The sequence below is a fragment of the Saprospira grandis DSM 2844 genome (assembly GCF_000275825.1).
Lineage (GTDB): Bacteria > Bacteroidota > Bacteroidia > Chitinophagales > Saprospiraceae > Saprospira > Saprospira grandis_A.
This window is the reverse complement of sequence record NZ_JH719942.1, coordinates 4,409,502-4,412,488: the sequence shown is the minus strand read 5'-3', so window position 1 is coordinate 4,412,488 and position 2,987 is coordinate 4,409,502. Positions and strand designations below refer to the sequence as shown.

General features: G+C 44.6%; 3 protein-coding genes. All 3 read left to right on the top strand.

All coding sequences use genetic code 11. The features are described from left to right. Positions 1 to 159 precede the first annotated feature (159 nt). Positions 160 to 1,770, top strand: coding sequence for an RHS repeat domain-containing protein (locus tag SAPGRDRAFT_RS22750; protein WP_002661235.1), 1,611 nt, complete (start codon positions 160 to 162; stop codon positions 1,768 to 1,770). Between the two features lie 5 nt (positions 1,771 to 1,775). Beyond that, positions 1,776 to 2,336 (top strand): ankyrin repeat domain-containing protein, encoded by a 561-nt coding sequence (locus SAPGRDRAFT_RS19585; protein ID WP_002661234.1) that lies wholly within the window; start codon positions 1,776 to 1,778, stop codon positions 2,334 to 2,336. 425 nt (positions 2,337 to 2,761) lie between these two features. Further along, positions 2,762 to 2,987 (top strand): hypothetical protein (locus SAPGRDRAFT_RS23215; RefSeq protein WP_002661233.1); only part of this gene is annotated, 226 nt, incomplete at its 3' end.

Below are 2,987 nucleotides of genomic sequence, written 5' to 3'. Positions count from 1 at the left end.
CAGGGCCGAGCAAACTTGCGAGCCCTGCAAGGGCCCGGCCGCCGCAGGCGGCAGGCCCCAAAACATCCTCAGAAAACTATGAATATGACGAAATCGGCAATTTGGTTCGAGATAGCTCGGAGCAGATTGAGGAGATAGTTTGGAACGTACAAGGCTAAGGTGCAAGAGGTTCGTTTTGAGGCGGGCAAGCCGGGCCCCTCGGTCTTGCAATATGAGTACGACCCCATGGGGAACCGTTTGGCCAAGAAGAAATTGTATGTTGATGGTCCTGTGGATATCCGATCGGAGGGGCAGTATTATGTCCGTGACCCGCAGGGGAATGTGCTGGCGGTTTATCAATTCAATGAAGCGGATATAGCTGTAGTTGGGGATAAAGATAGTCTTTATCTGGAGGAGCTGCATTTATATGGATCGGCCCGTTTGGGAATCTTGAAAAAAGCCTTAGCTTTAAGGTATCGGGATGAGTCGGGGGCCGTTGGTTTGCCTGCTGGGAGTCTGCTCAAAACGGCTTTGGCGCAAAGCAGTTACCATCAACTAGAGCTGGGCCGCCGCCGCTACGAGCTCTCCAACCACCTAGGCAACGTACTGGCTACGGTCAGTGATAAATCTTTGGGCCAAGACAGCAGCCAAACGGGACAGGCAGATTATTATCTGGCGCAGCTGTCTTCGGCAAACTTATACTACCCCTTTGGTTGGGAAATGCCTGGGCGTAAGTTTGTGAGTGGGGAGGGGTATCGTTTTGGGTTTAATGGGAAGGAAGATGACCGAGATTGGGGAACGCAAAACATTCAGGATTATGGCTTTAGGTTGTACAATCCGAGCATAGGGAAGTTTTTGAGTGTGGATCCGTTGAGTCCGGATTATCCTTGGTATACACCCTATCAGTTTGCTGGGAATATGCCGATACAATATGTAGACCTAGATGGTTTAGAACCATCAATGAGTGATATTCAACGGGCACAAGAAACAAGTAATTTTCCAGTAGTACTTAAATCAATTGATGATATTAGAGTAGAGTCACAAGTAAAACATGGACTTAGCTCTATAAAAATGCATATACGAGTGCCTAAAAATATAGCAATTAGAAAAACAAGTCCATCTGTAGACCCATCTCCAACAAGAAAAGGATTTAGGGCAGGAAATGGAGGGAGTTTAACTCCTGCTGGACATGCTTTACAATTACATGGAAAAGGAAGTTCTCAGTATAAATCAGCTTCAATGTTACCAAAAGGGGCGCCAGCATTTGAAGGGACTAAATACTATGTAGATATAGATAAGGCTGTTGCTGAGGGGGCTGAGTTTATAGATCAAGATAAGTTAGCACAAAGTATGGATGATTTGGTAAAAGATAATCCGCAGTATTCAAAAATGGCTGAAAAGTGGAAGCTAAACCAAGTAAATGAGGCTGAAGTACTGTTTAAGGGGGATGTGTCTCCTAAGGCAATTGACAATAGTCTTTCAATGACTTTAAAGAAAGGTGCTAAAGGTTTAGGTGCTGCGTCAAAAGCTATGACTGCTTATGATTTGGCAACGGCAGCAAAAAAAAGTGTTGATCAAGAATCGATAAATCCTATTGCTGCAGAAGGAATTCGACAGGTAGGTGGTTGGGCTGGATTTTCTGCAGGAGCTGCAACAGCGGGAGCTGCAACGTCATGGTTGAATGTAGGGGGGCCTATTGGTACCGCTCTAAATGTTAGTGCTGGCCTTTTAGGAGGGGTCGCTGGCTATTTTGCTGCAGATGCTGTAGCTGATCAAATTGATGAAAATTAAGTTAGATGTTTAAAACGAAAAATAGTAAATATATTGATAAATTAAAGAGGTCTCAAAATGCATTTATTGATTTACAGAAGGATGTTTTTTGGGTTGATGGGAGGCCAAGTTTTTTAATTAAAATAATAAATATACTTGTTGCCAAAGGGGATTTAGAAGCATTGTATTTTTTTAAGTCAAAGATTTCACTAAAAATTCTAAATAATGTCCAGAGTAAAAATCAAAAGGAGTGTACTCTTCTGCAAAAAGCATGTTTCTATGCGGTGAAAGAGAATGATAATTGTGGGCTGCGATTGAAAATTGTTCAAGTCCTTCTGGAAGAAGGTTTGTCTAAAGTGAGTATAAAATGCACAGACCCTATTGTAATCGCAGCTTCTCATCGCAACATTGAATTGTTGGATATTTTAGTGAAATTTGGATTAGACTTAAACAAGCTTTGGAAGCCGTCGATTTGGTTTAGAGTGTCACCAAAAATTTTAAAGCATTTAGAAGAAAATAGTTCTAATGTTCCTCAAGAGGTGGTAGACTATTTAAGAGAGCTAGGTGATGATTTAGAAAAATTTTAAAGCATTTAGAAGAAAATAGTTCTAATGTTCCTCAAGAGGTGGTAGACTATTTAAGAGAGCTAGGTGATGATTTAGAAAAATTATCACGCTAGTAGATGGTTTTATTTGTAGTTGGGGCCTCCGCTGCGGCTTTGCCTTGCGGCGCTACGTTTCGGGGCTCGCTGCTCGCTCGGCCCTGCGGCCTGACGGCCTTGGTCTGGCCTTCGGCCACCCCTGCACATCGCTAGGCCGTTTGGCCTTCGGCCATGGCGGCGAAGCCGCCTGCCATTCATCGCCTAGGGACAAGCCCCTAGGCTAATCCCATGGAGTCAGCCCTAAAGGGCCTCAACTGCTTATATAGCTGGCCTTGCTCATTTGCTTTTGCAGAGAAGGGTCATATCCAAAGGCCCTCGCAGAGGGCTGTCTGAAAAAGCTAGCCTAGGGGCTTGTCCCTAGGCGGTTATTGGCATTTTGAGGCGGGCAAGCCGGGCCCCTCGGTCTTGCAATATGAGTATGACCCCATGGGCAACCGCTTGGCCAAAAAGAAATTGTATGTAGATGGTCCTGCGGATATCCGATCAGAGGGGCAGTATTATGTCCGTGACCCGCAGGGGAATGTGCTGGCGGTTTATCAGTTTAATGAAGCGGATATAGCTGTAGTTGGAGATAGAG

Bases quoted from the DNA above. Each gene is read 5' to 3' on its own strand.
- SAPGRDRAFT_RS19585 (WP_002661234.1), top strand. From the start codon at position 1,776: ATGTTTAAAACGAAAAATAGTAAATATATTGATAAATTAAAGAGGTCT.